Origin of the sequence: Oribacterium asaccharolyticum ACB7 (assembly GCF_000238075.1) — a bacterium.
GTDB lineage: Bacteria > Bacillota > Clostridia > Lachnospirales > Lachnospiraceae > Oribacterium > Oribacterium asaccharolyticum.
Window position 1 is genome coordinate 49,927 of record NZ_JH414504.1, and the last position, 25,125, is coordinate 75,051.

Sequence of the window (25,125 nt, forward strand, 5' to 3'; positions counted from 1 at the left end):
GACAAGATGAGTAAGCTAAGGTGTTATGAGAGAAACTATGGAAGAGAGAAGCTTCTTCAGTTGGTGCGGATAGGTCGAGAAGAAAGAAAGCTGGAAGCGACCGGAACAGAAGGGATAAGTGTAAAGGAAATAAGACTTAGAGATGTGTTAAAAGAGCACTATGATGCGTCAAAGAAATATATAGATGGGCTCCATGCATCAATTCCGGGAGAAACGGTTAAGAAGACTTTCTCCATACGGAACCACCTCCGTTTATTATAAAATTTTGACATGACATAAAAATGATAATAAGATAATTGAAAAGTTGAGGACCTATATCAAGGTGTATTTTTGAAGCTCGTTAACTGACAGTAAGTTTACTCCATCACAAAGGGTAAGAATCATTTTGTCTTCTATACGGACGAGTTACGATACAGAAAAGAAAAGATCAATCAAATTTTAAAAATGGTTGAAAGAGCGATTCAACAAAATGCCTTTTATATGGTTTATCAACCGCAGGTAGAGTGTAAGGGAAGAAAAATTGTGGGATTTGAGTCACTTCTTCGCATTCGGAATGAGGCGTGCTCTCCGGACCAGTTTATTCCGGTTGCAGAGCAATACGGTTATATTACCAAACTTGGAAAGATTGCAGTGGAACAGGTTGTAAGACAATTGGCCAGATGGAAGGATGAAGGCAGGACACTTTGCCCCATTTCGATTAATTTCAGCAGCTATCAGATTTATGATGATGATTTTGTGGACTTCCTTCTCTATCAAATGGAGAGACACGGGATTCCTCATGAATATGTGGTTTTGGAGATTACGGAGAGCATTCTCTTCGAAGAATCCAAACAGACCAAAGCGGTTTTTAAAAGACTGGTAGAAGAGGGAATAGAGTTACATCTGGATGACTTCGGAACGGGCTATAGCAGCTTTGCCTATCTTCCCTATATTCCTTTAAATACAGTAAAAATGGATAAGTCTATTGTGGATAACTTTCTTTCCTCCAATGGGGATGTGGTTCGAAATTTAATCAGCATTGTCCATGATCTGGGAATGGTTGTTATTGTAGAGGGAGTAGAGGAAGAGTGGCAGTACGAAAAGTTGGTAGAGTACGGATGTGACAGAATACAGGGCTATCTTTTTGGCGGTCCGGTACTTGCGACAGAGATATCTTAAAATATTAAAAATGGAATATCGCTTTATCGACTTAATACTATATATTGCACAAAAAAATAGAAAATAAAAGAATATTATTATGCACTTTGATTTTATTAAGAGAATAAAGTAGCATTTAATTGAAATATTCTTAAATTGTGCTAGACTGGATAAGCGAATTCTTAATGATTAAGAATTGAATTGGAGAAGAAGAACATACTGTTGGATTTTAATTGCTTTTTAATGAAAGCAAGAAGGAGTAGAAAGATGAAGCGAAAAAGAAAATTGCTAGCCATCTTGATGGCCGTAGCTATGGCTTGGCAGGGTTTATCCCTTGCACAGGCGGAGGAGCTGGGAAGTTCCGGCGTCGCATCGGAGAGTACCCTTCCCTCAACCTCTGAGAGCAGCGGTGTTCCTTCTGAGGAAGATATAAGGGCTGCTCAGGCAAAAAGCGAGGAAGCCAAGGTACAGGAAGCCGGAGAAGCTCAGACTATGGCGCTAAACGCACAAGGTGCAACTGCAACGGAAAACAGTAAATCGATTGCAGTCAATATTACTGATGCATCTTATACCGATAAGGACGGAAATCCTTACAACGGTTCAGGAGTACACAACCATAGTTTTCTCGGAATCAAGGTAGCTTATTCGATTCCGGATGGTGAGAGTCCCAAGGCCGGGGATAAAACAAGTATTAAGTTCCCGGATTCCTTTACGGGATTACAGTCGGAAGACTTCCCCATCACGGACGGAGGAGAGTTGGTTGCGACGGCTCATTATGATGCACAGAGCAATACCATGGTTTTAACCTACAGTTCATTTGTAGAGAGAAAGAGCAATATCAAGGTGAATTTCCGTCTTTCCGTGCAGGTTAACTCTGCCGTGGAGCCCAATCCGAAGGATATCACGGGAAATCTTACCATAAATGGAAGCAATACTTTTGCAATTTCCGGAAAAGTCCATTACACCGGGATTGAGAAAGATAGCGATTTTGAGTTGGTAAAGGATGCCAATCAGACTTTGGATGAGGCTACGGATCCACAGACAGGCAATAAGATCAAGCTGGTTCGGTACCGTATTTTAATAAATCTTGGAGAAGCAAGAACCAATCTGACCTTAACGGATGCTTTGGGAGACGGTGCATTTTCTTATTATGTAGACGATTCTCATCCTGTATCGGTTCGGAAAGGTGTATGGGAAAGAGGAAGTTTTTCGGGAACAAAGTGGAATCCCGATCCCATTAACGGAAAGCATTGGGATTTAAGGAATGATACAAAGACAGACGGGGCGCCTCATATTACGGCAATTGAGAAGGAATTTAAGCAGTCCGCTCCCGGAAAGAAGAGTTTTCAGCTTCATCTTGGCAATGTGAAGGCCGAAGAAGGCTATGAGATTTTCTACTACGCGAAGTTTGACGGTATTCCCAAGACGAATTTTGATTATAAGAATAATATTGAAGTGAATTCCGACGGAACTTCCGGCGGGCCGAAGAGAGCTAAGTATGATTTGTATGTAAAGAACTCCGGCGGTTCCGGCAGCGGTGAGAATTATGTTCTCAATATCAAGAAGGTAAATGAGGACGGAGAAGCCCTGAAGGGTGCAAAATTTGCCATTGCCAACAGTGAGAACCTTTTGGTTGCACAGGTGACGACCAATGAGAACGGAGAAGCCAGTGTTGGAGATCTTTTAAAGGATAATTATACGGTGCAGGAGATTGCTGCTCCACAGGGATATATTCTTTCCAATGAAAAATATACCGTGTCGGCGGATAGCTTTGATGCATCCAATACAGCACTTCTTAAGGTTACCAATGTAAAATCCGGACAAAAGAGAAGTGTGGAAGTCACGAAAAAGTGGGTTGATGCCGGCAACAAAGCACAGTTAAGACCCAATAAAGTAACCGTAGAATTGCTTCGTAACGGAGAGGCTACCGGAGATACACTTGATTTAAGCCAGGATAATGCTTGGAAGGCTGCTTTTACGGATTTGCCCAAGTACGATGACAATAGTAAGTTATTCAACTATAGTATTCGCGAAAAGGCGGTAGAGGGCTACAGCCCGGCTGTTTCCGGAACACAGGGACTCGGCTTTACCGTGACGAATACCATCAATACGAAGATTTCCATTCCTGTTACCAAGGTTTGGAACGGAAAGGGAGACCATCCCGCTTCCGTCAAGGTGCGTTTGCTTGCAAATGGAAAGGAAATAGCATCTCAACTTCTTTCCGATGCCAACAATTGGCAATACACTTTTGTGAATCTGGAGAGAAGCAAGGACGGACAGCCGATTCAATACACTGTAACGGAGGATGCTGTTCCGGGATTTAGTAGCAGCATTTCCGGTGATGCCAATTCCGGATACGGTTTTGTATTCACCAATACAAAGCTTAAGCCAAACGACCCGGGAAATTCCGGAAACGGAGGAAATGGCGGTGGAAATAACGGCGGCGGAAACAACGGTGGCGGAAACAACGGTGGAAACAATGGAGGTACAAGTCCTTCGGTTAAACCGGGCAGTAAGAATCCGTCTTCCGTATTAGGAGACTCTCGTAATGCTTCCACGACGACTCCGGATGCCAAAGCCCAGGTAAAAGGTCAGGTAAAAGGTGAGGGAAGAGATCCGGAGAGTAAAGAACCGGAAGTGGAGAGAGATACAAAGACCTCCGATCAGAGTAGAGCTTTACAGTATCTCTTACTCTTTGCCGTATCGGCTTGCGGATTGGTAGGCTATCTTTATAACGATAAGAAAAAGAAAGCATAAAAGTAAGATAGAATGAAAAAGAGAAACTTGCGGGTCTTCCTGTAAGGAGACCGGAAAAACGATAAGACGTCAGATTCAATACGATTTGGATCTGACGTCTTTTTTGTGTTCTTAACGAGGAACGCTTGCGGAGCATTGCGGTATTATGTCGGAAATGCGGTTTATAGGACAAAACGTGTTGATGAAAACCGGGATTATAGGACAAAACGTGTTGATAAAAACCGCTCTACAGCTAGATAAATAGTATCCGGAATCCGCCGGGATTATAATTCGTTATAATGACCTTCATATATAAATAGTTTATTGAATCTAATTTATAGTTAGTATATACTAACTATGTATTATTCTTGAAAATTATTTTGTATGAGGAGGAAATCATGAAAAGAAAAAGAGTGAAGGGGAAAAGTTGTTTGGGAGCTTTTCTCTTCTTGTCCTGTGCTTTGAGTACCATGGGCTATGCCGGAACATGGAAAAATACCGGGAAGAATTGGCAATATTTGGCAGAGAGCGGAGACGCACAAAAAGGCTGGCTTTTGGATAGCGGAACTTGGTACTTTTTGGATGAAAATACCGGTGTATTGAAGGATAAATGGCTTTTTTATCAGGGGAAATGGTACTTCTTAAATCCGCAGTCTGACGGGAGCCGCGGAAAAATGCTTAGCGGCTGGCAGTGGGTTGACGGCTACTGCTATTTTCTAAAAGAGGATGGGGAGCTCCTCCTGTCTGCGATTACTCCGGATGGTTATCAGGTAAATGAATTAGGACAGTGGGTTTCGGAAGACGGAAAAGCAATCCATATAGAAGGAAAGGGATACTCTACTAAGGCAGTGGAAGAGGAAAATAAAAATCCGGTGGTTGCGGGAGCTTCCAGAGCAGTTCCCGGAGGGAGCGGCTCGCAAGGAAGACGGGGAGGCTCCGGTTCCGGGGGAGGCGGTCTGGGAGGAGCTTCTGCGGTAAGTCCTGCTGTGCCAAAAGAGGAGAAGAAAGAGATGGGGAATGCGCAGGAAGAGTCCAATAAGAAAGAAAATCCTGCAGAGCCACCGAAGGAAGAGAAAAAGCCGGAGGAGAAGAAAGAGAACTCGAAGGAAAATGAAGGCGGAAAAGAGAGCGAGCTTTCCAAGCTTACAGTGACTTCTGTTACGGAACTTGCCGCTGTCTCTATTGAACAGGGAAGAAGCTATTATGACAATGAGTTACCGACAAAGCTGGAATTAAATCTCAGCAATGGTAAGAAGGTAGAAGTTTCCATTCTTTCCATCGATAAGCAAAATGTAAAAACCTGGCAGCCCGGAGAATATCTTTTAAAAGTGAACTACAACCTTCCGGAAGGTGTAGAAGGAGAAAAACCGGAAGTATCGCTACGCTTCATTGTACGGAAAAAGAGCAATTTTACTTTAGAAAAAGAGGAATATGATGTTTCAGAGGATGTAGTCTTGCAGTTCCATGAAGATCAATTGGAAGAGGGAGATACGATCCATCTTGAAGCAGGTAAGTCGGAGGAGGACTATTACTACAAGGAGCTTACGGAGGGCAGGGAGTATGAAACGGATTATGAGAATAACAGCGTTATTTTGCATTCCGATGCCTTACTGAAAAAACTATATTCTTCCGTGTATAAGGACGGAAAGCTTTCCGGATCGAAAAAAGTCTATTTGGATATCAGCAGAAAAAAGAAGGGGCAAATCGGCTTAAGTTCTTACGCCTTACATTTTACGTATCGCCATGCAGAGAAAAAGGATGAGAAAGAGGATTCTAAGAAAGAGAATTTGATAGAGGCACATCCGGGCGGAGGTGTGACTTCCTTTACGCAAAGAAGAGAAGATCTGCGATTCCCCTTCTATCATGGGAATTACGAATCATTGGATTTTGGGAAAATCGGGCAGATTCGATTCTATGTAGATGGTAGCAAGGAAGAATTGACAGGGCTTAAGTTGTTCAAGGGATATGCTAACGAGGATGTGCCCGAGGACGGGTACGAGGCGATTCTCGTCTTGCCGTTTTCGACAGTGCAAGAAAAGCTGCAAGACAATCAGATCAGGATCTATGGAGAGGGAGGCGGCTACAAGATTGCGCCCTTCACCATTAGTTATGAAAAGGAATAGCGCTTTTTAATTCTTGAAAAGGGGAAGCTATGAGAAATATTTTCAGAAAATGGATAAGCGGCATTCTGGTAATGCTGCTTATATTGGGGAATGTGGCTTATACGGGGGCATTCTCTTCCTATGCGGCGATAGAAGAAAGTGAAATCGCAAAGATTATAGGAGAGCAGAAAGGCCCCTATGATGTCATGATTCGTCTCGATTATTTTGGCGCGGACAAAGATGCTTTAAGCAGAAAAGAAAAGGCGGAAAGAGCACAGAAAGAGCTTTTAGCTTATTTATCGGAAGAAAAAGAGAACGGCAACGTTGAAAAATATGAGGCCTTTTATATTGCTAACGGCGTACATGCCGTTGTGGAAAAGGCGGAGGTCTTATATGAAATTGCAAAGCAGGAAAATGTCATTGCCGTTACGCCCAATCAAAGAATAAAACTCATTCGACCTGTGGAAGAGGAAAAAAAATCCAGGAAGAAGAGGGAAATCTTTGAGCCGGATGAAAGAAGAATTGAGTGGGGCGTTTCCATGGTGCATGGAGATAAAGTCTGGGAAGAATATCAGATTACCGGGAAGGGGGTTACCGTAGGAATCATTGATACGGGGGTGAATTATAAGCTACCGGCAATCAAGAAAAATTACAAGGGTTACGATGAAACAAGCGGAAAGTTTGACAAATCCTACTATAAAGATTTTGTGGATGGTCTGCCGGAGCCTATGGCGGATCACGTCAACGATCACGGTACGCATGTAGCCGGAACCATTACCGGTGCGGAAGGAGAAAATTTGAACCGCATAGGTGTAGCGCCGGGGGCAAAATTCATCAGTGCAAGAGCAATTAATGATCAGGGCGGTGAAACCAGTAATCTGCTTGCTGCGGCGGAATGGATGCTGGAGCAAAAGCCAGATGTGATTAACAATTCCTGGGGAGGGGACAGCGACGACAATCGCTGGTTCTATGATATTGCCGAAGCCTGGAAGGAAGCCGGAATTGTAGGCGTTTTTGCTGCCGGAAATCAAAGCGGAAGGGAAGGCGTTCCCGGACTTGGCACAGTGGCAAATCCGGGCAATATGTTAAATGTCCTTACGGTAGGAGCGGTAGATATCCATAAGAAATTGGGGACTTTCTCGAAGAAAGGCCCCTCAGCCTTTGATGATACGAAGAAAATCATTAAACCGGAGTTGGTTGCACCGGGAGTACAGGTGCGTTCTTTGGACGCTACCGGAAATTATGTTTCCTGGAATGGTACCAGTATGGCAACACCCCATGTAGTCGGCGTCGTTGCTTTGCTTAGGGAAGCAAATCCGAATCTTTCTGTGGAAGAGATTATTTCTCTGTTGGAATCTACGGCAGAACCGCTTTCCGATGCACAATATAAAGACAGTCCTAATATGGCTTACGGCTACGGCCTGGTCAATGCCTATGATGCCGTCTCTAAGATCAAAGGAAAAGCTATCGGAAAAATCTATGGAAAGATTTTAAAAGAGGGGCAGGACCATACTGCCGCAACAGGTGAAGCGGAGTCGGAGAAAGAAGCTTATCTGGGAAGAGATTATCGGGTGAGTGCACTGCTTAAGGACGATGTTTCGATTCGTGAAGCTAAGGCTTATTTTAGCTTTAATGATGAGACGGAAGAACAAAGCATTGCGTTAAACTTACAGAGCGGCATTCAAAATGACGGAATCTATACGGGAGAAATTCAAGCGGAACTTCTGAAAGAGGGAGTCATGCATCTTCGCATTGCAGCCACGGACTTCGCCGGTAATGTTACGGAAATCAGACAGGAGGTTTCCGTGCATCCGGGGGCAAGTCTTCCGTGGGACTTTGATTTTGAAAAGGATTTGTCCGGCTTCCTTCTGAAGGGAAATTGGGCGCTTTCCAAGAGAGAATCCTCGAAAGAACCGACACTTCCGGATGGCAGTACCCAATATATCGGAATCGACGGAGGCTCTCCCATCTTTACAGCAAGCGTAGAAAGCTCCCTGGAATTACCGCCAATGGATTTCAGTGCATTTTCCAAAGGAGATAACTTATGTCTTACGGCGGATGTGTACAATTCTTTCCAAGGAATTTGTCGTGCGGAAATTCAGGCAAGATTGGCTTCCGAAAAGGAATGGAAGACGGTTTACCAAACGGTTTTAAGACCGGATATTACGGAAAGATCCTGGGAAAGAAACAGCTATTCTTTGGCGGAATATGCCGGAGCGGGAGAACCCGTATTGCTGCGCTTTTATTTCCTGGGAAGAGGAGAAGGCGCAGGATGGTATTTGGATAATCTGCATATCGGGCTTGGAGATACCCTTCCTCCGAAAAAGGTGGAAGGGCTGAAGGCTGAAATGGAGGAAAGGGGGATTCGTCTCCGTTTCACCATGAACGAAGAGACGGATATGAAAGAATACGCCATAGAGAAAAAGGCTTCGGGAGAGGAGGAATTTCGGGAAATTGCAATTCTTCCGCAGGGCTTTAAGAAGAAATTTATAGATGAGAAGGGCGTAAAAACACACTATGAAATGTCTTATTTGGATGAAGATGTTTTGGAAGGAGAAAGCTATAGCTATCGGATTATTGCAAGAGATTTGTCGGGAAATGAAAGTGAAAGCTCCAAGACGCTTAAGGTAAAATACGGAAGCTTAAGAAGCAATGTTTCCTATAATTTTGATGATGAGGATGGCGGTTTTCAGCCGGAGACCCTGCAGTACAATATCAATGATTGGGAGCATGGCAAGATAGCGCTTCCTGCCGATTGGATGGAGAAGACCCTATTATATCGGAATGTTTACGAAGGTCTTATGGTTAATCAGACCGGCGTATGGGGGACGGTCCTGAACGGTCCGATGAGTCACGGTTTTACAGTGAAGCAGGATGCGGTTCTTTTGATGCCTTCCTTTACAGTGGAAAAAGGGGATTATTTTTACTTTGACAGTTTCTCCGTTCGTAGCAATATCGACCAGAACATCAGTTTCACGGTGGAAATACAAAAGGAGGGAGAGGACAGCTTTGCCACACTGTTCAGTAAAGAAAAGATACAGGGCTTTTCTGCACCGCAGCAGTGGCATACCTTATCCCAAAGTCTTGATTCCTACGTGGGGGAAACGGTGCAGGTTCGTTTCAGAGTGCAGGCTGACGGAGGGCTCCGAGATGAGTATAACGTTGGTTGGTATATTGACAATGTCTATGTGGGAGAAAAAAAGAACTCCACAGAGAATAGTAATATTGCAACAAACACTACAATAACAGAGTCGGAAAAAGACGAAATTAATGCTGCCTCAGATACGGATTCGGCCGGTTTTTCCGCTGAAAACGAAGGTCTTTTTGCTTCCGATGAGGAAAGCTCCATTGACAATGTAGAGGGGTATGCTGAAAAAGAACAGCAGGGAATTCCGCTGGAGGCAAAAATTGAGGTCCTGGAAAGCGGCAAATATACCATGGCCAGTGTTCTGGACGGAAGCTATTCGCTGGAGCATGCGGTAAACAATCCGGAAGAGCCCTTTACTGTGGAGGTTTCCGCCTATGGCTATGAGACGGAAGTGAAAAAAATAGATTTAAGCAAGAATCCGGTGCAGGAGTACAACTTCCTTTTAAAAGAAAAGAAAAGGTCCGAAATTCGCGGAAAGGTACTGGATAAGGACGGACATTCCTTGAAAGGAGTCAGCCTACAGTTATTGGAGGATTCCCGTCTTCCGCGCGCGGAAACGAATGAAGAAGGGACATTCCTCATTCAGCAGGCCTATACCGGAGCCTATACTCTGAAGGTCTATAAGAAAGGATACCTTCCGAAAGAAATAAGCATTCAGCTTGGAGAGGAGGCTTTGGAACTCCCAAGTATTGTTCTTAATGAAGAATCGAAAGATGGGAAAGAAGCGGAAACGGATTACGGTTTTCAAGTGGAAGAAAAGAACGGAGCATATGATACAATTCATTTTCTAAACGGAATGAAGGGCAGTGCTGTACGTTTTCAGGCCCCCTTTAAGGGTGCTGTCTTAAAGTCTGCAAAGCTTTTCCTGGTCAATAACAGCTATTACAACGGAAACCATATCGAAATCGGCGTTTTAGGATATGATACGGAAAAACGTTTACGGGAACTTGCCCCCTTTAGAGACTATGGGAATTATAGCAAGAATGCCTGGAACGAAATTGATCTCAGTGAATATCAGATTAAGCGGAATGAGCCTCTTTACATTGCAACAAGCTATAAAACCGCTTTGTCGGACAGTTTGGGACTGTATTATGATGTAAATGCCAAAGAAGAGGCAAAGAAGAGAAGCTATGTTTATGACGGCGCTTTTACCGAGACTTCCGCGTTGCAGGGAGTCGGTGCGTTTGCCATAAAAGCAACTTGGACTTATCCGGAAGGTGCAGAGAAGAATCCGGAAACGGAGGTGGATGACAGCTCAAACAATACCGGAGGAGATATTCATCCCATCGTAGAAGAAGATTTTGACTTTGATGATGCGACACAGACCATTATAAAATACAACGGAAAGAATCCGGAGGTGCTCATTCCGAAAACCATTCGGGGTGTTGCGGTAAAACACATCGGAGAGGGAGCCTTTAACAAAATCAATCAGGAATATGAGACAAAGATCAAATCGCTGATTGTCCCGGAGGGTGTTGAGACAATCGGAAAGGATGCATTTAAAAATAATCGTCTGGAAAAAGTCAGACTTCCGGAAAGCTTAAGTGAAATCGGAGAAGCTGCTTTTCAATTTCAATATAAAGACAGCGGAACGGATAAAACAGACTTTTCAATCAATATTCCAAAGGGTGTGAAAGCCATTCACAAAAATACTTTTTCTTCAGCGGGAAGTCCTCTTTTAGTGACCTCAGCGGATGGGCTGGAAAAAATTGAAAAAGATGCTTTTTCTTACAATAAAGAGGTGGAGATTCATGCAGACAAGCTGCAAGAAATAGAGGAAGGTGCCTTTGGCGTGGATAAAAGGGCGATTTTCTCTTATGCAAAAGTTTTTACCAAAGAAGACAGCGCTTTACAGTCCAAAGATGGAGAATATCTGATTAATCCTACCTTTGTGAATCTCACTGCGATAGACGCCAAGGATTCGGAAAAAGTATTAAGGAGAAGCGTAGTGTACGGTCCGGGAAATAGTACAGGCTACGGACGAAATCAAGAGGTAAAGGCATTTTATCGGATGGGAGAAACAGCCAGGATAGAAGCGGAAGATTTTAAAAAGGGAGGACAAGACTATACCAGCGTGGAAGAAGCGAAAGAAATGACGCTAGGCAAGCAAAACAGTCTTAGCTTCCAATACTACCTTTTGTCTATGCAGCTTCGCCTTCCGATTCTGGATTCGGATCGGAATCTTCCCGGCTTTACCCTACCCTCCGGAAAAGTAAAGTTGATTCAAGAGAAGAATGAGGGCGGTACCGTTACACAGGATGAGGTTAAGGCAAATGAGGATGGATTCTTTGCCCTGCCGCTCCCTGCCTTATCGGAAGGAGACAAAATCATTCTGTCCGTAAACGGTAAAAAGCCATCCGAATATGTAGTAGAGAAGACCCCGAACAAAAAGTACGTCGTAGAAAAAGGAAAGCTGCTTCGTTATCTCGGAGAAGAGAAGGCATTGCAGATTCCGACCTCCTTCAGTACTGCGGGAGATATAACGGAGATTGGCGACTTTGCCTTTTATGAGAAGAGCCTGGATACGGTGGAAATTCCGGTGAAGGTAAATACTATCGGCGCGGGTGCTTTTATGAATAGCGGTTTGCACAGCTTTAGCTTTGCGGCGGAAAATGTTAATTTGGCTGCACTTCGCATCATTAAGGAATATGCTTTTAAAAACAACAAACTGCAGTCTATTGAGGCTCTTCCGGAACTGACGCACGTTATTCAGAAAAAGGCCTTTGAAAACAATGCCTTGGAAAAGCTGGTGCTTAGTAAATATCTGGGGCACGTTGGGGAAGCCGCTTTTAAGAACAACAAAATCAAAACCATTTCCATTCTGGGTAACATAGAGGAACTGGGGAGAGAAGCCTTTATGAACAATGAACTTACTTCCGTACAATTCCTTGAGCCGCAAAATGCGAAAGAAGATATGGAAGGGGTGAGCCATCTCGAAGAAGCTGTCTTTGCCAACAATGCCATAAAGGAAGTTGAGCTGGGAAAAAGCATTAAAACAGTGGATGACACGGCATTTCTCGGAAATCGGGGCGGACTGCCGACCCTAAAAACGGATGCGGAGGGCATTACGGCAACAAAGACGTATGATGTACTGCGTTCCGACGGTACTCTCTTAAGTCTGGAGAAAAAAGAAGATTCGGAAGGCAAGAAAGAAGACTCACAGAAAGAAGAGAAGAAGGATTCCAAAGATAAGCCGTCCGGTACTGCCGGAAGACCCTCTCGAGGATCCGGTAGTGCGGGGAGATCGTCTAATGCATCCGGAAGCAGCGGAGGAAACGGGAAGGTTCCGCAGGTATTGGGAGTGGCAAAAGACTTATCCGAAGCATCGTCTGCGGATACCTTACCGAAGAATTACCAAGGAGAAGTAAAGCTGCTCTATGGAAAAAGAGTTCCTTCCCAAGTTGTGGATCCGATTTGGGTTATGAACTTCCGTAACCATCGTTATATGCTTGTAAACCAAGAAGGAGAATTTTATAAAAATGCTTGGGTTTTGGTTTTCCGGCACAGTGTAACGGAAAAAACGAACGGTCTGCCTTATGCATGGTATCATTTTGATGAAAACGGGATGATGCAGACCGGCTGGTTTGAAGAAGCGGGGAATCGGTATTATTTCTCCGAAGAGGAAGGGGCGGACATCGGCGTCATGCTTACGAAGAATCAGGAGATTCACGGAAAAAACTATTCCTTTGAAGAAAGTTTTGGCTCACAAATGGGACAGCTTTTATCCGGTGGATAACGGGGAAGGATGATTTTCGAAGGATTCTTTTGGAGAAAAAGAGAGAAGAGGCGAGGCGAAAACGGTCTTTGCCTCTTCTTTCTTGTCAGATATTTCATTCTTCAGTAGAATGAAAAGAAAAAATGCAAAAGTAGGATTATGAAAGGGAAAATCATGGAAGAACGTATAGGAATCTTGGTATTTGGAGCAGTTTTTGTGGATATTAAGGGCTATCCCTTTTCTTTATACAGAGCGGATGGAAGAAATGCGGGCAAAGTCGTTAAAGTTCACGGCGGAGTCAGCCGAAATATTGTAGAGGACATTGCCAATGTGGAATTGAGACCGACCTTTATTTCTGTTGTGGATGAGGACGGGATAGGGGAGGAAGTCGTTCAGAAACTGACTCGCCACAAGGTAAATACCCGCTTCATCAAGCGGATTAGTGGAGGGCTTGGGACTTGGCTTGCTATTTTTGATACGGAAGGAGAACTGATGGGCTCCATTTCGCAACGCCCCGATCTATCCAGTCTCGAAGAGGTAATCCGAGAAGAAGGAGATTATTTATTTTCCCGCTGTGACAGTGTCATAATAGAAATTGATATGGATTCCAAGCTTCTGAAACTGATTTTTAACCTGGCTGAAAAATATCATAAAAAGGTGTATGCGGCGGTATCCAATATGTCTATTGCACTGGAGAGAAGAGACTTGTTGAAAACAACGGCTTGTATTGTTTGCAATCAACAGGAAGCGGGAATGCTCTTTTCGGAGGAATTTGAGAATATGGGCCTCGAAGAGAAACTTTCTTCACTCTCTTCGCTGGTGGTGAAAGCACAATTTCCGCAGATGATTATGACTTTGGGTTCCGAGGGGGCAATCTATGCGGAACAAAACGGGAATGCCGGGCACTGTAAGGCCAAGAAGGTGCATGTAATCGATACTGCGGGTGCGGGAGATGCCTTTTTTGCCGGAGTGGCCATGGGATTGACTTATGGGAAGAACTTAATGGAGGCCTGTGAAATCGGAACCAAGCTTGCAGCTTCCGTCGTTGGCACTTCCGAGAATGTGAATCCCCGTTATCTTCCGGAAGAACTCGGATTGGAAAGTCTTACGGAATAGATGGAAATGTAGAATGAGCAGTCCGAAGAGAGGGGAGGAAAGAGAAGGAAGGAAAGAGAAGGAAGGGATAGATTGCTGCAAAGTGTTGATAGAGTGGGAGAGGAGAAATAGTGAACCAGATACTTTTACTTTCGGGAGTTGTCATTATTCTCAGCGTATTTTTACATAAGCTTTCCATGAAGATGGGTGTACCGGTTTTGCTCGCCTTTCTTTTACTGGGAATTGTGTTTGGGATAGATGGCGTTTTTAAGATTCATTTTGAAAATTTTGAACTTTCGGGTTCTGTCTGTAGCTTCGGACTGATCTTTATCATGTTTTCGGGAGGCTTCGGCACAAACTGGAAGGAAGCAAAGTTTGTGGCTGGAGAGGCTGTTCTTTTATCGAGTCTTGGCGTAGTATTTACCGCCTTATCGGTAGCCGCTTTTTGTACTCTGCTTCTTCATATGGAGTTCTCCTGGGGACTGCTTCTCGGCTCGCTCATCGCCTCAACCGATGCGGCATCCGTCTTCTCTATCCTTCGTTCCAGAAGACTGAGCTTAAAGGACAGGACGGCATCCCTGCTGGAATTTGAATCAGGGAGCAATGACCCGATGGCTTATATGATGACGCTTCTTTCCCTGGAACTTGTACAGGGAACCGTGAAAATCTCCGAGATGCTCAGTATGCTTTTCTTGCAAATTGTCCTTGGGCTTTTGATTGGAGGAGTTATCGCTTTCTTCGCTATATATATGATGAAGAAGGTTGCGGTTTTGACGGATGGATTTGAACTGATTTTTGTACTGGGCGCAGTACTTCTTTCTTACGCGCTTTCCACTTCGCTTGGAGGAAACGGTTATCTTGCCGTCTATCTTACCGGCATCATTTTGGGAAATCAGAAAATCAAGCAGAAGAAAGAGATGGTACAGTTTTTTGATGCTTTAACGGGAATCATGCAAATGCTGCTCTTTTTTCTTTTGGGCTTGCTTTCGACTCCTTCCCGTCTTCCGGGAGTGGCCTTCAATGCAATAGGAATTTTTCTTTTCCTAACCTTTGTCGGAAGACCGATGGTTGTCTTTACTCTGATGCATTTCTTTCCTGCCTCCGGAAATAAGAAGCTTCTTCTTTCTTTTGCGGGATTAAGGGGAGCGGCCTCCATCGTTTTTGCAATATTGGCGGTAGAAACGGTGGGAAGAGGAGATTATATCTATCACTTGATTTTCCTCATCGTTTTACTGTCTATCTTACTGCAGGGTTCCTTTCTTCCCAAGGTTTCCGAGAAGTTAGATATGATTGATGCGGAAGGGGATGTTATGAAGACCTTCACGGATTATACGGAGGAAAAAGAAGTACAGTTTATTGAATTTCAGGTTCCGAAAGGGCATTCCTGGGCAGGGGAGAAAATAAAGGATATTCGTATGCCGCCTGAAACAATGGTGATTCTTTTGGAGAGAGACGGAAAAAAGGACATTCCGAATGGAGATACCGAAATCCTGGTAGGAGACAGAGTGGTGATAGCTTCGGCAAAACCGGCACTCAGTTCCGACCTGGAGATTATAGAGCTTGAGGTGGATTACGGCAGTATCTATGCCGAAAAGAGAATTGCGGAGATTCCAAGAGATGATTCTGAACGCGTGATGCTGATAGAAAGGGGAGAGGAAGTCCTCATCCCCCGCGGGGATACCTTGATTCAAGTCGGAGATGTACTGGTTATGTACAGACTGAAAAAAGGATAAAGCAGTGAAAAAAAGGATAAAGCTGTTTTACTCCAAGGCTCTTTGCAAGGCTTCAATTTCCTCGGCGCTGAGCCTTCTGTAATCGCCCGGAGCAAGGTTTTCATCCAGCACTACCTTGCCCATAGAGAGACGCTTTAACTTCGTCACGACATAGTTTTCGGAAAGAGCAAGGAACATTTTTTTGATTTGATGGAACTTTCCTTCGGTGATAATGATCTCTATGGCGGTTTTTTCTTTCTCCGCGCTAAGGATTCTTACCTTAGCCGGCTCCGCAATCAAATCCTTGTCATATTGTATGCCGAAACGTAGAGGTGCTATATCTGAATCTTCCAGAAGAACGGGAATTTCGATATAGTACCTTTTTTCTATGTGGTTTTTAGGAGAAAGCAGCGTGTGGGCCAGCTGTCCGTCGTTCATGATGAGAATCAGCCCTTCACTGTCTTTATCCAGTCTTCCCACAGGAAAAAGATCTTTTCTGTGTTTTTCCGTAATCAGATCCAATACGGTTTTCTGCTTTCGATCTTCGGTGGAAGACAGGACGCCAATCGGTTTATTCATCATATAATAGGAAAACTCTTCATAACAAACTTCTTCTTCACGATAGGAAACAGAGGCATGTAAAGGTACGGAGAAACTGGAGTCTCGGATGATTTCACCGTTTACACGGACAAGCCCTTTGCGAATCTCTTTTTTGATATCCGAGCGGCTTGCAAGCCCCATATCGGATAAATATTTGTCTAGTCGCATACTTCACCCTCCTCAAGCTTTCTACGAATGGGGATTCCGTTCACTTCCAGATTGTCGGAGATGGGCAGAAGCAGGTATTCTTTCCCGTCAATCATCCGGCTTTCCAAAATAGCGGAGATTTCATTTTTGATTTTAAATTGCAGATTTTCCGATTTTAACTCTAAATTCTTATCGACTAAATTTTCAGCGTAAAAGGCGGAATCGTTTTCTCCGAGACAGTTGTCATAGAGTGCGGAAAAATTGGCCAGTCCTTCTTCGCTTGCGCCGGCATTTTCCAAAAGTTGCTTTACCCGGGATTTGGAAAGGCTTTGTTCCTTTTCCTCTTCTTTGCTTTGCTCCTTTATCTCCTGTAATTCTTCTTGCAAAAGGCGAATATTTTCAAAATTACAATCCTTTTTTAAAACCTCCTGTACCAGTGTGGAAAACTGCATTTTCTGCTCTTTTTCACCGTAAGGAAGTCCGATACCGAAGAGCTCCTCTGTGATAGAGTCCAGCCCCTCTTCCCGTTTTTTTGTTCGATATAGGAGAGAGTGGATGTCGGCTCCTCTCTCATGAAAAGCAGGATAGAGGAAGGAAATCTCCGGTTTTTGCACCACGAAATCTTCCGACCGGGCAATAAAACTGTCTTTCTCCTTATCAAAGCACAGCCCTTCTTTTAATAGATTGACCGGGCAGAGGAGAAAAAGAGTAAAACGATATACGGTATCGGAAGCATCTTCCAAACTTAAGCCGTCCGAGGTTTTTTTAGGGACGTCATAAATTCCATGCGCAAGAATCAGGAGTTTTTTACCCGGAACAGAGTAGATTTCATTTATTTTTTGAAAGAAACTTTCAGAAAGCGCTTCTTCTTTGAGCTCCGATTCATTTAAACGAAAGAGTGCATCCTGCTTTCCGCCTTCCTCCTCTTCCTTTAGAGGAAATTCCAGGGTATAAAGCTCGCGACCGAATTTTCCGGAGAGCGAACGCTTAAAGAGCTCGCAGTACTTAAATACTTCATTATCTTCCAGAGCATAAAAGGAATCGGAAAAACGGGAGAGGACTTCTCCCTCTTCATTGATAAAACAAGTTCTTATTCGGTCAATCCGGCAGTCTTCCTTTTTAAAACATTTTTTGATTTCATTGATCCCTTTTTTGTCCATGCTGTTCCTTCCTATCTCTTTTCTTCCTACTTATCAGTCTGTTTTTTCCTTGCATGGATAGTATTGTAATAAAAACGAAAGAGGGCTACAAGAAAATAATTTGTATATATTTTAAAACTCATTCTGAAAAGTCGGAAAAAATGTGCTATAGTAGGGAAGTATCATTGCAAGAAATAGAAGGACTTTAAGCATGGCGGATAAACGTAAGTTGGGTAGCGGAGAGAAAAAGTTTCGAGATAGAAGTCAAAATTATAAATCCAGTAGAAATGTACATTCCAATATAAAGAGAAAAAGAGTTCTGACAGAAGAAGAAAAGCGGATTCTGATGCGGAGGAGAGCAAGAAGGAAAAGGCAGGCGGAGCAAAAGAAGGCGAGAATCATCTTTGCTCTTGCTCTTGTGTTTTGTCTTTTTGTTGTTTTCCAGGTTTTTGCCATGGCTTTTCGTTTTATTGAGAAAAGTCGGAAAGCCCAGAAAGAAGAATCGGTAACCGTTGTAGAGAGCAGTGTGGAAAGCAGTCCGGCAGAGTCTACCGAGGAGAGCACGGAAGAGGAAAGTCCGAGTGAAGGAGAGACAAATGCAGAGGGAATGGTTTTCTCCGGAGGACGTTATATTGATCCGAGTAAGCCGATGGTTGCACTTACCTTTGATGACGGTCCCGATGTGCAAGTAGACGGGGTCCTCATGGATGAGTTAGAAAAGGTGAACGGAAGAGCCACTTTCTTTGTAGTGGGGCAGAGAGTTGAGAAATTTCCGGAAGATATAAAAAACACGGTAGAGCGCGGGCATGAAATCGGAAATCATTCCTATGACCATGATATTCATTTGAGCAGTAAGGGTCAGGATTATATCCGAAATGAGTTCGATAAAACGGATGATGCGGTAGAGAAGGCTGCCGGTGTGCGCCCGGCTTTGGTTCGACTTCCGGGAGGAAATATCAGTAATGATGTCAAGGCAGTTGTCAAGAAACCTCTTATTTTCTGGTCTATCGATACGGAAGACTGGCGCTCTCGGGATGCGGTGAAGACACAAAACAGTATTCTTTCTCAAGTTAAGGACGGAGATATCGTGCTGATGCACGCCTTGTACCTTTCCACGGCACAGGCTTGCAAGACGGTTATTCCGGAGTTGCATGCCAGAGGGTATCAGCTCGTTACGGTTTCCGAGCTGATCCATTTCCGCGGACAGAATGTGCAAGGCGGAAACGGAGTACAGTACAAGAACTTTCCGCCTATTGAAACAGCGGCGGCGGAGAGCAGCACGGCAAGCAGTGTATCGGAAACAGTCAAGGAAACAAGTGTGCAGAGCAGTTTGCAGAGTGTAAAAGAGAGCAGTAAGTCGAGCGAAACGAAAAAAGAAACAAAGAGCACAAAGACTGCAAGTAAGAGTACGGAAAGTAAGAGCAATACGGAAGCCACGAAGGAAAGCGGAAATATTGTAGAGAATCCAGGCATAGCGACGGAAAGTAAAACGGCAGAGAAGTCTACAAAGGAAAGTGCAGGCAATATAGCCGGCGCTATTGATGCGGAGGATCCGCAGTAAAAGCGAAAGCGGGATGTACCTGTTTTTCAGTGCAAATCGGTTTCGTAAATTGCTTAAAGGAAATAAAAAAACTACTGCAGAAAGTGAACACCATGGATTTTAAAGGGTATGACAAAAAAATACAGGAAATAATCGAGCTTGTAGAAAAGCAATATACCTTATTTGATGAAGAAATTTTTCACAACTTGGGCTTGCTTTTAGGGATTGCGGAAGAGCTCGAAGACGATGCATTGGCAGGCTATGTTTATTATCAACTTGCCGATGCTTATTATAGTTTTCATTTTGATGTGGAAGGAATGCAGAAGTACCTGTCCCTGGGCATCAAGGTACAGCAGGAAGCACAAGATTTTACCCTTCTGGCCAAGTCCTACAATCTCCTCGGTATTACGGAATTTTTACGGGGAAACTTCGGCCTGGCATTTGATTACTATATGTCCGCCCTGGACTATTGTAAGTCTTTGACTACCAAAGACAGCGGTCTCCTCGGCATCATCAATTCCAACATCGCCCGACTGTTTTTTATGCTGAATGATTATGATCACGGAAGATTTTATGCGGAAGAAGCGCTGTATGAAATCAGCGGAAATATCGTAGACAGCAGTTATGTTTCGAATATGATCAGCATCTATACCTTCTTGGGTAACATTTACCTTAGTAGAAACAGAGATGTGCATGCCGCCCAGGCTTGTATGGAATCCCTCATGGAAATCGCCAGAAATTCCGGATATGAGCGGGAACTCTTAAGCAGTGTGGATATTCTGACCTTTTCCATTCGTCTTGCCCATTACGGGAATAAAATAACGGAAAGAGATATGCTGATTCGCCGTTTCTCCGACAAAGAATTGCTATCCGCACTTCGGACCAATATGATGGAAGATGTATGCGATTTGGCGGATTTTTTCCTGGAAATTGATAAGGTGGAAGAGAGCAGGAAGGTTCTGGAGCTTTTGGAAGCAAAACTCTCCGAAATTAATCTTCCGGAGATTGAGAAACGTTTCATAGAATCTAAAATTCGATATTTTGAAAAATGCGGAGATTTGGAAAAAAGAAACGAAACCTCTTACCATTTCTATTCGCTGATGAAACAGCAGGAGATGGAAAAGATATCCGCCTTTCTTTTTGCACTGGGAATCAGACAAGACCTGGAGGATTTAAAAGAGCAGAATGCCTTTATGGAGGAAGAAAATGTTCGTCTTACAAAGAAGGCGGAATATGATGAACTTACAGGTCTGCCTAACCGCTACCATTTAAGCGATTTTTCCGACGCGGCCTTTGAAAGAGCCTATAATGGGAGGACGCCCTTTGCACTCGAAATGGTGGATGTGGATTACTTTAAACAATATAATGATTTTTACGGACACCAAAAGGGAGATGAGTGCCTGAAGCTCGTAGCGGGAGAGATTAAGAAGCTTTGTCAAAAGCATCCCGGCATTTATGCCGCCCGTTACGGAGGAGATGAATTTGTCCTTATCTACGAAAACATGCAGGATGAAGAAGTTCTCCGTTATGCTAAGGAGCTGGGAGATGGAGTTAAAGCATTAAATCTGCAACACTCTGAAAAAGAGGGAGGCGTAGTGACGATTTCCCAGGGAATTCGAAACTCGATTCCGTCCAAGAAGAACAGGGTTTGGGACTATACTTTCTCGGCTGACACCGCTCTTTATCAAGTTAAATCGAAAGAAAGAGGCGGAATCAAGTTGATTCATAAGGCGAAATTGGAAGGGGAGCGAATGTACGTCTAATCGCTCCTCATTCTTTTGATTGCTTTTGTGATTGTACCGCCTCCGACTACGAGCTCTCCGTCATAGAGTACGACAGCCTGCCCTGTGGCCACGGCACGTTCCGGGGCTGCAAAGCGAACGAGAACGGTTCCGTCTTCTTTCACGGAAACGAAAGCCGGCACAGGCTTTGCGTTATAACGGGTTTTTACGGTAACGGCATATTCTTCCTTCGGCGCATCCATACTGATCCAGTTAAAGTCATTCGCTTCTAAGGCCTCGGAATAGAGACCTTCTCCGGTAGTCAGGATGACTTGATTTTTTTTCAAATCTTTTCCGGCAACATACATGGGGTGTTTTAGGGCCAGACCGAGGCCCTTTCTCTGTCCTATAGTATAACGGACGATGCCTTTGTGCTTTCCGAGTTTATTTCCTTCTTCATCTACGAAGTGTCCTTTCGGATAGGGTTTTCCACGGAATTTTTCGAGGAAATCTCCGTAATCGCCGCTTGTTACAAAACAGATGTCTTGAGAATCCGGCTTATCGGCATTGTAGAAACCGTTTTTTTCCGCAATGGCGCGAACTTCTTCTTTCGTTTCAAATTCTCCCAGCGGAAACATACTGTGCTTAAGCTGCTCCTGATTTAAGAAGTAAAGCACGTAGCTTTGATCCTTTTTTTCATCCTTTGCTTTTAAAAGAAGATAGCGCTTTTTTTCTTCGTCATAGCGAATTCTGGCGTAATGTCCGGTCACGATAACATCACAACCCAGTTCTTCCCCTTTTTTGTACAATTTTTCATGCTTCATAAAACGATTGCAGCGAATACAGGGGTTGGGAGTGCCTCCATTTTCATAAGTCTCCACAAAGGGGAGAATGACCTTCTTCTGAAAGTCATCTTTGAAATTCAGGACATAGTAAGGGATGGAAAGAGTGGAAGCCACCTGTCTGGCATCTTCCACATCCTCTAAGGTACAGCAGGTCCGGCTTCTACAAGCCTGTCCCGTTTCACTGTCATATAATTTCATGGTTATGCCGATACAGTCATAGCCTTTTTCTTTCATAAGCAGGGCGGCAACCGAGCTGTCTACCCCGCCGCTCATGGCGATTAATGCCTTTTTCATAATTCTTTCCTTTATCTTCCGTTGTTTCTCCTTATTCTAGCTTTTATAAAAGATCTTTACAAGATTTTGAAAATCGAATCTTTTCACAGAAAAACTTTGTATATCCCTTCTCACTATGTTAAAATTCAAGGCAGTGTGCAATAAAATCTCTTAAAAAGGGGGAAATGATGAAAGGAATTATTCTTGCAGGAGGTTCGGGAACCAGACTCTATCCATTAACCAGAGTGACTTCCAAGCAACTTCTACCGATTTATGATAAACCCATGATTTATTATCCGCTTTCCGTGCTGATGGATGCCGGAATTCGGGATGTTTTGATTATTTCCACACCGGTGGATACGCCGCGTTTTAAGGAGCTTCTCGGGGACGGTTCTTCCCTTGGTATGAACCTGGATTATGCCGTACAGGAAAGTCCGGACGGATTGGCGCAGGCTTTTATTATTGGAGAGGAATTCATCGGAAATGATAAGGTAGCCATGATTTTGGGAGACAATATCTTCTCCGGATACGGCTTTAAGGAGATTCTGAAGAAGGCGGTGGCGAAGGAAAGCGGTGCGACCGTTTTCGGTTACTATGTGGACGATCCGGAGCGTTTCGGTATCGTGGAGTTTGACGGGAGCGGAAAGGCTATCTCTATTGAGGAAAAACCGGAGAAGCCGAAGTCGAACTATTGCGTGACAGGCCTGTATTTCTATGATAACCGTGTAGTGGACTATGCGAAGAATTTAAAGCCCTCTAAGAGAGGAGAACTGGAAATTACCGACTTAAACCGCATTTATCTGGAAAATGGAGAACTGGATGTGGCTCTTCTCGGGAAGGGTTTCACCTGGTTAGATACCGGAACGCAGGAGTCTCTTGTGGATGCGACCAATTTCGTTTACACCGTGGAAACCCACGAGCACAGAAAAATTGCCTGCCTCGAAGAGATAGCCTATAAGAACGGCTGGATCAGCAGAGAAAAGGTATTGGAGGCTTACGAGCTTTATAAGAAAAATGAGTACGGTAAATATCTTAAGGACGTTTTAGACGGAAAATACATAGAATAAAGAAATTGATTTACGGAAGAATAATAGCGTGAATCTAAGGAGGAAAGATGAAAACAATCGTGACCGGCGGAGCCGGATTTATCGGCGGAAACTTTATGCATTTTGTTGTCAATGCCTATCCGGAGGAAGAGTGGATCTGCCTGGATAAGCTGACTTATGCAGGAAATCTGGAAACGCTTAAGCCCCTGGAAGGAAAGAAGAACTACAAGTTTGTAAAGGGGGACATTGCGGATAGAGAATTTATCTTTGACTTATTTCGTACGGAAAAGCCGGACAGAGTGATTAACTTTGCTGCGGAATCCCATGTGGACCGCTCCTTAAAGGATCCGGAGCTTTTCCTGCGCACGAATGTATTAGGCACCGTTTGCCTTATGGATGCTTGCAGAGAGTTCGGTATCGAGCGTTATCATCAGGTTTCTACGGATGAGGTTTACGGAGATTTACCGCTTGACAGAACAGATCTCTTCTTCAATGAGAACTATCCTATTAAGACTTCTTCTCCTTATTCTTCTTCCAAGGGAAGTGCAGACCTCTTTGTTTTGGCGTATCACAGAACCTTCGGGCTTCCGGTTACCATTTCCCGTTGCTCGAACAACTACGGTCCCTATCATTTCCCGGAGAAGCTGATTCCGCTTGTGATTTCCAGAGCCTTAAATGACGAAAGCATTCCGGTTTACGGTAAGGGAGAAAATGTTCGTGACTGGCTCTATGTGACGGATCATTGTAAGGCAATCGACCTTATCGTAAGAAAGGGAAAGGTTGGAGAAGTTTACAACGTGGGCGGACACAACGAGAGAACGAATCTCGAAGTGGTAAAAACCATTTTAAAGGCACTCAATAAGCCTGAATCTTTGATTACGTATGTGACGGACAGACCCGGTCATGATATGCGTTACGCCATTGATCCGACGAAGCTTGAGACGGAACTAGGTTGGAAACCGGAGTATACCTTTGATACAGGAATTCCCGTAACGATTGACTGGTACCTGAAGAATAAGGACTGGTGGGAACATATCATTTCCGGAGAGTATCAGGAGTATTATAAGAAGCAGTACGGAGAAGAGGGATAAAATGAAGATTTTTGTCACCGGTGTAAACGGACAGCTCGGCCATGATGTGATGAATACGCTATATCGAAGAGGAATATCCGCAATTGGATCGGATATCAAGGAGAACTACTGCGGGGTGGAGGACGGCAGTCCCGCCTGCACGATGCCTTATATCGGTCTGGACCTCTGTGATGAGGAAAAGACGAGAAAGGTGATTTCCGAGCTGGAAATCGACGCGATGATTCACTGTGCGGCTTGGACGGCAGTGGATGCTGCGGAGGATATTGAAAATCGGGCTATTGTGGAGAAAATAAACGGTGAAGTTCCGGGATTGCTTGCCAAGATCATGAAGGAACGAGACGGAAAAATGCTCTACCTTTCCACGGATTATGTTTTTTCAGGAGAAGGAACAGAGCCCTGGAAGCCGGATGAGAAAGATTTTAATCCCATCAATGTCTACGGAAAGACGAAGCTTATGGGCGAGGAAAGGATTCGGGAAGTTTTAGAAAAATACTTCATTATTCGGATTGCCTGGGTTTTCGGCTTGAACGGAAAGAATTTTATTAAGACAATGTTGAATGTCGGAAAAAGCCATGAGGAAGTCCGCGTAGTGAACGACCAGATCGGGAATCCGACTTATACTCTGGATTTAGCGGAACTTTTGGTGGACATGATTTGCACGGAAAAGTATGGCAACTATCACGCAACCAATGAAGGAGAGTATATTTCCTGGTATGATTTTACAAAGGAAATCTATAGACAGGCAGGCTTAAGCACGAAAGTCCTTCCGGTCAGCACCGAAGAATACGGACTGAGTAAGGCAAGGCGTCCGAAGAACTCTCGACTGGATAAGACAAAGCTTAAGGAGCAGGGCTTTACACCGCTTCCCGATTGGAAGGATGCTTTATCTCGTTATTTAAAGGCCTTAGCCACGGAAGAAGGATGCTAGAGATGGCATAGCGGTGTTTTGCTAAGCTAAGACTTTGAAGAAACAGCTATCCCGGGAGAAAAATTGCATTATAAAGAGATTCGGGAGAAATCCCGAATTTTTTTATGGGAAAAGTTTATCGGAAAGAAAGACATAAAAGCGACACAAAAT

At 44.0% G+C, this 25,125-nt stretch carries 14 protein-coding genes and 1 pseudogene; 12 read left to right on the forward strand and 3 right to left on the reverse strand.

Annotation, left to right across the window (positions count from 1 at the left end; translation table 11 throughout):
* From HMPREF9624_RS00210 to HMPREF9624_RS00240, 7 genes and pseudogenes are all read left to right on the forward strand, one after another.
* Nucleotides 1-261: pseudogene (locus HMPREF9624_RS00210) on the forward strand (ISLre2 family transposase); the annotation flags it as partial.
* Nucleotides 262-444: 183 nt separating this feature from the next.
* Complete coding sequence (locus HMPREF9624_RS00215; RefSeq protein ID WP_009535987.1) at nucleotides 445-1,158, forward strand: EAL domain-containing protein; 714 nt, start codon at nucleotides 445-447, stop codon at nucleotides 1,156-1,158.
* Between the two features lie 246 nt (nucleotides 1,159-1,404).
* Nucleotides 1,405-3,894 carry a Cna B-type domain-containing protein gene (locus tag HMPREF9624_RS00220; RefSeq protein WP_009535988.1) on the forward strand — a complete coding sequence of 830 codons (2,490 nt, stop codon included), beginning with the start codon at nucleotides 1,405-1,407 and terminating at the stop codon, nucleotides 3,892-3,894.
* 377 nt (nucleotides 3,895-4,271) lie between these two features.
* Nucleotides 4,272-5,996 (forward strand): N-acetylmuramoyl-L-alanine amidase family protein, encoded by a 1,725-nt coding sequence (locus tag HMPREF9624_RS00225; RefSeq protein ID WP_009535989.1) that lies wholly within the window; start codon nucleotides 4,272-4,274, stop codon nucleotides 5,994-5,996.
* A 29-nt stretch (nucleotides 5,997-6,025) separates the two neighbouring features.
* Nucleotides 6,026-12,859, forward strand: a complete 6,834-nt coding sequence (locus tag HMPREF9624_RS00230; protein WP_009535990.1) for a S8 family serine peptidase — start codon at nucleotides 6,026-6,028, stop codon at nucleotides 12,857-12,859.
* Between the two features lie 153 nt (nucleotides 12,860-13,012).
* Nucleotides 13,013-13,954 (forward strand): carbohydrate kinase family protein, encoded by a 942-nt coding sequence (locus HMPREF9624_RS00235; RefSeq protein WP_009535991.1) that lies wholly within the window; start codon nucleotides 13,013-13,015, stop codon nucleotides 13,952-13,954.
* A 110-nt stretch (nucleotides 13,955-14,064) separates the two neighbouring features.
* Nucleotides 14,065-15,666 (forward strand): potassium/proton antiporter, encoded by a 1,602-nt coding sequence (locus tag HMPREF9624_RS00240; protein ID WP_009535992.1) that lies wholly within the window; start codon nucleotides 14,065-14,067, stop codon nucleotides 15,664-15,666.
* Between the two features lie 27 nt (nucleotides 15,667-15,693).
* Here the strand turns inward: HMPREF9624_RS00240 and HMPREF9624_RS00245 are convergent, their stop codons facing one another.
* Together HMPREF9624_RS00245 and HMPREF9624_RS00250 are read right to left on the reverse strand one after the other, a co-directional pair.
* Nucleotides 15,694-16,413: a pseudouridine synthase gene (locus HMPREF9624_RS00245; protein ID WP_009535993.1), complete on the reverse strand. Its 720-nt coding sequence runs from the start codon at nucleotides 16,411-16,413 to the stop codon at nucleotides 15,694-15,696.
* Nucleotides 16,404-17,552: a DUF4317 domain-containing protein gene (locus tag HMPREF9624_RS00250; RefSeq protein ID WP_009535994.1), complete on the reverse strand. Its 1,149-nt coding sequence runs from the start codon at nucleotides 17,550-17,552 to the stop codon at nucleotides 16,404-16,406. Before HMPREF9624_RS00250 ends, HMPREF9624_RS00245 begins: the two co-directional genes overlap by 10 nt.
* A 190-nt stretch (nucleotides 17,553-17,742) precedes the next feature.
* On the opposite strand from HMPREF9624_RS00250, the gene HMPREF9624_RS00255 reads away from it, so the two are divergent.
* Together HMPREF9624_RS00255 and HMPREF9624_RS00260 are read left to right on the forward strand one after the other, a co-directional pair.
* Nucleotides 17,743-19,092, forward strand: coding sequence for a polysaccharide deacetylase family protein (locus tag HMPREF9624_RS00255; RefSeq protein ID WP_009535995.1), 1,350 nt, complete (start codon nucleotides 17,743-17,745; stop codon nucleotides 19,090-19,092).
* Between the two features lie 92 nt (nucleotides 19,093-19,184).
* Nucleotides 19,185-20,834: a tetratricopeptide repeat-containing diguanylate cyclase gene (locus HMPREF9624_RS00260; protein WP_036594492.1), complete on the forward strand. Its 1,650-nt coding sequence runs from the start codon at nucleotides 19,185-19,187 to the stop codon at nucleotides 20,832-20,834.
* Here HMPREF9624_RS00260 and mnmA read toward each other — a convergent pair.
* Nucleotides 20,831-21,931, reverse strand: a complete 1,101-nt coding sequence (mnmA, locus tag HMPREF9624_RS00265) for a tRNA 2-thiouridine(34) synthase MnmA (RefSeq protein WP_009535997.1) — start codon at nucleotides 21,929-21,931, stop codon at nucleotides 20,831-20,833. The genes HMPREF9624_RS00260 and mnmA overlap by 4 nt on opposite strands.
* A gap of 167 nt (nucleotides 21,932-22,098) precedes the next feature.
* On the opposite strand from mnmA, the gene rfbA reads away from it, so the two are divergent.
* From rfbA to rfbD, 3 genes are read left to right on the forward strand one after another with little or no spacing between them, the layout of a single operon-like run.
* Nucleotides 22,099-22,977, forward strand: a complete 879-nt coding sequence (gene rfbA / locus HMPREF9624_RS00270; protein ID WP_009535998.1) for a glucose-1-phosphate thymidylyltransferase RfbA — start codon at nucleotides 22,099-22,101, stop codon at nucleotides 22,975-22,977.
* A gap of 47 nt (nucleotides 22,978-23,024) precedes the next feature.
* Complete coding sequence (rfbB, locus tag HMPREF9624_RS00275; protein ID WP_009535999.1) at nucleotides 23,025-24,047, forward strand: dTDP-glucose 4,6-dehydratase; 1,023 nt, start codon at nucleotides 23,025-23,027, stop codon at nucleotides 24,045-24,047.
* A gap of 1 nt (nucleotide 24,048) precedes the next feature.
* Nucleotides 24,049-24,975: a dTDP-4-dehydrorhamnose reductase gene (gene rfbD, locus HMPREF9624_RS00280; protein ID WP_009536000.1), complete on the forward strand. Its 927-nt coding sequence runs from the start codon at nucleotides 24,049-24,051 to the stop codon at nucleotides 24,973-24,975.
* Nucleotides 24,976-25,125: the final 150 nt, after the last annotated feature.

Bases quoted from the DNA above. Each gene is read 5' to 3' on its own strand.
- HMPREF9624_RS00230 (WP_009535990.1), top strand. From the start codon at position 6,026: ATGAGAAATATTTTCAGAAAATGGATAAGCGGCATTCTGGTAATGCTG.
- HMPREF9624_RS00225 (WP_009535989.1), top strand. From the start codon at position 4,272: ATGAAAAGAAAAAGAGTGAAGGGGAAAAGTTGTTTGGGAGCTTTTCTC.
- mnmA (WP_009535997.1), bottom strand. From the start codon at position 21,931: ATGAAAAAGGCATTAATCGCCATGAGCGGCGGGGTAGACAGCTCGGTT.
- rfbA (WP_009535998.1), top strand. From the start codon at position 22,099: ATGAAAGGAATTATTCTTGCAGGAGGTTCGGGAACCAGACTCTATCCA.
- rfbD (WP_009536000.1), top strand. From the start codon at position 24,049: ATGAAGATTTTTGTCACCGGTGTAAACGGACAGCTCGGCCATGATGTG.
- HMPREF9624_RS00245 (WP_009535993.1), bottom strand. From the start codon at position 16,413: ATGCGACTAGACAAATATTTATCCGATATGGGGCTTGCAAGCCGCTCG.
- HMPREF9624_RS00255 (WP_009535995.1), top strand. From the start codon at position 17,743: ATGGCGGATAAACGTAAGTTGGGTAGCGGAGAGAAAAAGTTTCGAGAT.
- HMPREF9624_RS00215 (WP_009535987.1), top strand. From the start codon at position 445: ATGGTTGAAAGAGCGATTCAACAAAATGCCTTTTATATGGTTTATCAA.
- HMPREF9624_RS00250 (WP_009535994.1), bottom strand. From the start codon at position 17,552: ATGGACAAAAAAGGGATCAATGAAATCAAAAAATGTTTTAAAAAGGAA.
- HMPREF9624_RS00220 (WP_009535988.1), top strand. From the start codon at position 1,405: ATGAAGCGAAAAAGAAAATTGCTAGCCATCTTGATGGCCGTAGCTATG.
- HMPREF9624_RS00235 (WP_009535991.1), top strand. From the start codon at position 13,013: ATGGAAGAACGTATAGGAATCTTGGTATTTGGAGCAGTTTTTGTGGAT.
- rfbB (WP_009535999.1), top strand. From the start codon at position 23,025: ATGAAAACAATCGTGACCGGCGGAGCCGGATTTATCGGCGGAAACTTT.
- HMPREF9624_RS00260 (WP_036594492.1), top strand. From the start codon at position 19,185: ATGGATTTTAAAGGGTATGACAAAAAAATACAGGAAATAATCGAGCTT.